The 6,000-nt window shown below is 37.2% G+C and carries 4 protein-coding genes; all 4 read left to right on the top strand.

Going from position 1 to position 6,000, the window contains the following annotated elements; all coding sequences use genetic code 11:
* Positions 1 to 543 precede the first annotated feature (543 nt).
* The 4 genes from AAEY62_RS09095 (at position 544) to AAEY62_RS09080 (ending at position 5,968) form a co-directional block, all read left to right on the top strand.
* Positions 544 to 1,338 (top strand): VOC family protein, encoded by a 795-nt coding sequence (locus tag AAEY62_RS09095; protein ID WP_024591416.1) that lies wholly within the window; start codon positions 544 to 546, stop codon positions 1,336 to 1,338.
* An 86-nt stretch (positions 1,339 to 1,424) separates the two neighbouring features.
* Positions 1,425 to 1,787, top strand: a complete 363-nt coding sequence (locus AAEY62_RS09090; RefSeq protein ID WP_024591417.1) for a hypothetical protein — start codon at positions 1,425 to 1,427, stop codon at positions 1,785 to 1,787.
* Positions 1,784 to 4,117 carry a fatty acid cis/trans isomerase gene (locus AAEY62_RS09085; protein ID WP_350634832.1) on the top strand — a complete coding sequence of 778 codons (2,334 nt, stop codon included), beginning with the start codon at positions 1,784 to 1,786 and terminating at the stop codon, positions 4,115 to 4,117. Before AAEY62_RS09090 ends, AAEY62_RS09085 begins: the two co-directional genes overlap by 4 nt.
* A 123-nt stretch (positions 4,118 to 4,240) precedes the next feature.
* Entirely contained in the window at positions 4,241 to 5,968 is a 1,728-nt protein-coding gene (locus tag AAEY62_RS09080; protein ID WP_350634831.1) for a response regulator, read from the top strand.
* Positions 5,969 to 6,000 lie beyond the last annotated feature (32 nt).

The following is a 6,000-nucleotide window of genomic DNA, read 5'->3' as shown; positions in this document are numbered from 1 at the left end:
CACTGTGGCTCTCCACCGCTGTGGGCACTACGACATCCTACTGCGTAGCGCACCGACTTCACATTGTAGAAAGCCCGAATCTAACGACTCAGGCTTTTTTACGTCTGCAGAAAAGTAAAATGCGCGCAATTAACACACACTCACATCAACACGCATCACGCAGGTTGGGCGAGCGCAGCGATTCCCGACGCTGATATACTGCGTAGCGTACCGATTTTATATTGTAGAGCGTCCGAATCTAATGATTCGGGCTTTTTTACGTCTGCAAAAAAGTGATTCAGGGATTCCTCTAGAGCGAAGGACTTCTTAGTAAATAATTTATATCAATCAGCAATAATATCTAATCAATTTGAGGGATTAAATCTGACGCTAACTGCGTTAAAAACCTCATATATGAAACAACTGAATAACGAATTCTTTCCCTTCTTTTATCGACTCCGCTTAGTTATTGCTCTAATCTCAATTTATGATCTGTTCAATTATGTAGTTTATAAAATGTGACAGAGCTCGTTTAGATAAAAATAGAATAATAAGGGTTTAATAATGAGTGAAATTGATAATCACCCACATGGTATTTTTTGTTGGTCAGAACTTTGTACCCATAATTGGAAAGATGGTAAGACGTTTTATACCTCATTATTTGATTGGGGGTATGACGATCAACCTATTGGGGAGGACATATATTACACTATGCTACAAAAGCAAGGTGGTGATATAGCCGCTATGTATGAAATGCCTAAAGAGCAAATTAGTGAAGGGATCCCAAGTCATTGGTTGGCTTACATTGCCGTCGATAATGTTGATGATTGTGCGCTAAAAGCTAAAGAACTAGGTGCTGAAGTTATTGCCGGTCCTCATGATGTTATGAATGCAGGACGAATGTTGATGCTAAAAGATCCTGTAGGTGCCACTGTTGCACTATGGCAAGGAAATGAGCATAAAGGTTGTAAGCACTTAGGTGAATTAAACACGCCTTATTGGCATGAGTTAGCAACCAGAAATAGTAAAGTAAGTAGAGACTTTTACTGTGCTTTACTAGGCTGGGAAAGTGAAATAAAGCCAATGGACGGTATGGATTACACTTTATTTTTAGTCGGTGGACAGCCAATTGCCGGTATGCTTGAGATGACAAGCGACTGGCCTGAAGATATTCCTGCTCATTGGATGATTTACTTTGCAGTAGAGAGCTGCGATACAGCAGTAAATAAAGCCGCTAGCTTAGGTGGACAAGTATGTGTTCCTGCAACAGATATCCCCGATGTTGGTCGTTTTAGTGTTATATGCGACCCTCAAGGTGCTGTATTTTCGGTGATCGAATCTGTTATAGATGACGTTTAAACAGTTACATTAGCTTTAGCGTTAATTTACTCGCTAGTTTGTTATAATACTCGCCAATTAAATCGTCAGAAAGTGCAGAGAACGCAATGGAATTTGAACAAGATAGCAATTTAACCCTTCCTTTATTTCTATTAGATGAATCATTAAGTGATAGAGATTTAGAGCAGCCTGATTTTGAAATATCAATTGGACTTGATGATGAGTTACTTGCTCAAATTTGCCAAAATCCAAGTGAAGATAGCAGTGTAGCTATTACCGTTAGCGGTTATGAGTTGCTTATAACTGATTCTCTGTATTTAAGTATATTAGAGCAAGAGCATGATGCGCAGATAACATTAACGCATGGGCCTCTTTTAAGTATTGTTTTGAATACTGAAGGTCAGAAAACATTCGTTTCTCCTCAAATGGATATGATGCCCACCTTCGATTTAGGTGACGAGGACGAATGAAAAAAATAATAATAAGTACATTTGTATTAATTATCCTTAGTGGTTGTGCTTACTTAGGTAATGCACATTACGATGATTTATTTGGCCCTGAACAAGCACAAGAGCGTATCGTTCCGCATTCTACTCTTGCTGGAGCTGATTTTTTACAAAATGTAAAACCAGTACTCGATACCCGCTGCGTCGTTTGCCATGGTTGTTACGACGCACCTTGCCAGCTTAAGCTCTCATCACCTGAAGGTATTGATCGAGGTTTGAGTAAAGAGCTCGTTTACGATGGAACTCGTTTATTGGCAACGACCCCAAGCCGTTTATTGTTTGATGCAACCAATACACAGCAATGGCGAGAAAAAAACTTTACGCCAGTGCTAAATGAGCGCGTACAAAGTGAAGAAGCAAACTTAGCGGGAAGTGTTTTATTTAATAGTTTAGTGTTAAAGCAAAGCTATGAATTACCAACTAATGAAGTGCTAGATGATGAATTTGATTTTTCATTAGGGCGTTCGCAAACCTGTGCAACAATGGGGGAGTTTGACCGATTAGCTGACGAGCAACCTCATGGCGGTATGCCTTATGGTTTACCTGGGGTTTCGCGCGAAGAGTTTAATCATTTACAGAACTGGCTTAAAAATGGCGGTAAAATGTCACATATTGAGCCACCAAGTAAGTATGATCAGAATAAAATAAAGGGCTGGGAAGCATTTTTAAATCAAGATAACTTAAAGTATCAGTTATCAGCACGTTATATTTATGAACATTGGTTTTTAGCACATATTTATTTTACGTCAGAGAACCCACAAAGCTTTTTTAAACTAGTTCGCTCAAGTACGCCTCCTGGTGAGGAAATAAAGTTAATTAATACGCGTCGTCCATACGATGACCCTAAAGTTAGCCGTGTTTATTATCGTTTTATGCAAGAGCGTACAACCATACTTTCTAAAACGCATTTACCACTTGAGCTTAATGAAGCTAAATTACTGCGTTTGTACGAGCAGTTTATTGCGCCAGATTATACAGTTACGCAAATGCCGAGTTATGAGCCTAAGTCAGCATCTAACCCATTTAAAACTTTTGAAGTTATTCCTATTAATTCTAAATATCAATTTATGCTTGATGAAGCCGAGTTAATTATTATGGGCTTTATAAAAGGGCCGGTTTGTCGTGGTCAGATTGCTTTAAATGTTATAAATGATCACTTTTGGGTGGCATTTGCTGATCCTGATAAGGTTGCGACTCCTGCTGTAGGGGAAATGCTAATGCAACATGAAGAAGCGCTAGAACTTCCTGCTGCAGAGGAAAGTAATGCGTTACCTATTTCTAGCTGGGTTAAATATTCAGTTCGTGAGAAAAAATATTTACAGGCAAAAGTTGAGCTTGCTAACGAAATGTTTAAAGGTGGCGAGCATCTTACAACTGACTTGCTTTGGAAAGGTGATGGGCATAATAAAAATGCTGCGCTGACTATTTTCCGCCATTTTGATAGTGCAACTGTTGTTAAAGGTTTTATTGGTCAAGAGCCTAAAACCACGTGGATACTTGATTATGCGTTATTTGAACGTATTCATTATTTGCTTGTGGCAGGCTTTGATGTATACGGAAATATAGGCCATCAATTGGTTACACGTTTATATATGGATTTTTTACGTTTAGAGGGAGAGCAAAACTTTTTAGCTCTATTACCTGAGCACAAGCGTAATCAAATCAAAAAGCAGTGGTATCGTAATTCACCACCTGACTTATCTAAGTTCTTTAAAAGTAACCGAGAATTTAGCCAACCCAGTGGTATTAACTATGAAACTGATGATCCACAGCATGAACTATATACCTTGATGAAAGAAGCCTTAGCGCCAGTTTTAAGTGAAAAATACAACCACACTGAAGTGCCAAAGCCGTTAAATGTAATAAGTGAAATGCCAGCAAAAGCGGTTAACTTATTACCTCAGCTTTCTTTTATACTTGTAAAGCAAGAAGATAATAGCCATAAGGGCTACACTATTATTCATCATAATGCGCATTACAATATATCTAGTTTATTAAACGAAGATGGCCAACGTGCTTATGATGAAGATACCGCGACTATTGTTCCTGGGTTTATCGGAGATTATCCAGCAGCTATTTGGTATTTAAATAACGAGCAGCAAGTAAATGCTTTTGCCGAGCAATTGCCTATGATGCAAATAGAAGCTGATTATGGTGCATTGAAATCTAAGTTTGGTATTCGACGTACTCATCCACAGTTTTGGCAATACAGCGATATATTGCACGATACTGCTAAAAAATATCGTGGGATAGAATATGGAATGTTCGACTATAACCGTTTAGAAAATAGATAGTTAAATAGTTTTATTTTATTAGCCCAACTTTTTAGTTGGGCTTTTTTATTTAATAATCATTATTTAAGCTGCTTATTAGTTCTAAAAAATTGAGCTACACTTAAAACAAAAACAAGGCTTAGTATGTTTAAAGTTGTCGCGAATATCCGTACTCGTTACCGATGGGCATTAATAGCAATAGCACTATTAATAAGCACATCAGCATCACTTATGCAGTATTATTTTTCGGTGCAAAAATACGACGCAAAAATAATAAATATGGCTGGTAAGCAGAGAATGCTTTCTCAAAAAATAGCTTGGCATAGTAATGAGTTATTATTATCGGCAACAAATATTTCTGAGCATACTAAAGCGTTAAAAGCGTCAGTTGTATCATTCAAAAAAACTCATAATTACTTACTTTCAAAAAATGGTAATGGAGAGTATCAATACCTTACACCTAAGCTTATTAAGCTGTATACGTTAGCTCCTCATAAACTAGATTCCCAAGTTGCAACATATATCCAGCAAGCGGAAAATTTGCTTTATCAACAAGGCCAAGTAGATAAGCGTATATTCTCTGTAACTGAGGTTGAAGAGCTATTAAAGCAACTAGATCATGCAGTGAATTTATTTGAAGAGCAAGCTGTCCAAAAATTGAACTGGGTATCTAACCTTGAATTATTATTTTGGCTTATGGCGATGTTTTTACTACTTGTAGAGTTAAGATTTGTATTTATGCCAATGGAAAAAGAAATAGGTAACGCATTGTCTAAATACCAAAAACAAAAAGAGTTCGCTCAACAAGTGAGTCAAAATAAAGAGCATTTTATTGCCAGAGCAAGTCACGAATTTAGAACTCCTTTACAGGGTCTTATTACGTCTATTGAGGAGTTAAAGGTTTCTGATACGCAGCAAAGCGTTAAAACCCAAGCTAATTACTGCGCACTTAGGTTAATAGCCATATTAGATGAACTGCAAGACTTGCAAGCTTTAAGTACAGGTAAGTGGGTACCGCAATTTAAAAATGAAAACCTTCTAGAGTCGTGTAATAAAGTACTAATGGCTTACGAGCATGCTTGTCAGCAAAAAGGCCTAAAACTAGTTAGTTGTTTAGATGAATCATTAAATTGTGTATGTAAATTGGATCATCAACGTTTGCAGCATACGCTTACAGAATTAATCAGTAACGCTATTAAGTTTACGATAGAGGGTGAAATTACTGTCTCTGCAAAGCTTTTTAATGATGAACTTTGTGTAATTGTAAGTGATACTGGTTGTGGTTTTTCGAAAGAGATTACTGATCTTGAATTTGACTCATTTAAACAAACAAACCATTTTCAAGGATTAAGAACAGGTCTCACTCGGGTTCAGTATGTTGTAAAGGCGTTGCACGGTGAAATTACCTTCAAAAATAATGAAGCCCATGGAGCGCTGGTATCTTTGCACTTACCAATAATTGCCAGTAAAGCTCTCCCAAACCCTCGTAAAATAAATGACAAACTAAAGTGTTTAGTCGTTGAAGATAATCCATTAAATACTATATTACTGACCCGCATACTTAGCTTATTAGGTTTAAGCTATGATTGCGCTGAAAACGGCAAAGTCGCGTGCGATATGGTGAGTGAAAATCAATACGATATTGTTTTTATGGACTTAAATATGCCAGTAATGGATGGGTTTGAGGCGATTAAAAAAATACGCTCTGATCTTAATAAAGTAATGCCAATTATTGTTATAACAGCAAATACTTCACAAAATGATATAGAGCGAGCTTATAAATACGGGGCTAACCTTCATATTCATAAACCAATAAGTCAGCAAGCAATTAAAGACGCATTAAATAGTATTAGCGTTGCTAGGGCGTGTTGATCTTTGGTAGTTGAATTTGCAGCAGACTGTTT

Origin of the sequence: Pseudoalteromonas sp. GW168-MNA-CIBAN-0100 (genome assembly GCF_040309225.1) — a bacterium.
Taxonomy (GTDB): Bacteria; Pseudomonadota; Gammaproteobacteria; order Enterobacterales; family Alteromonadaceae; genus Pseudoalteromonas; species Pseudoalteromonas arctica.
Note: the sequence above shows the minus strand (reverse complement) of the source record. Positions and strands in the feature narration are given on the sequence as shown.

Bases quoted from the DNA above. Each gene is read 5' to 3' on its own strand.
- AAEY62_RS09095 (WP_024591416.1), top strand. From the start codon at position 544: ATGAGTGAAATTGATAATCACCCACATGGTATTTTTTGTTGGTCAGAA.
- AAEY62_RS09090 (WP_024591417.1), top strand. From the start codon at position 1,425: ATGGAATTTGAACAAGATAGCAATTTAACCCTTCCTTTATTTCTATTA.
- AAEY62_RS09085 (WP_350634832.1), top strand. From the start codon at position 1,784: ATGAAAAAAATAATAATAAGTACATTTGTATTAATTATCCTTAGTGGT.
- AAEY62_RS09080 (WP_350634831.1), top strand. From the start codon at position 4,241: ATGTTTAAAGTTGTCGCGAATATCCGTACTCGTTACCGATGGGCATTA.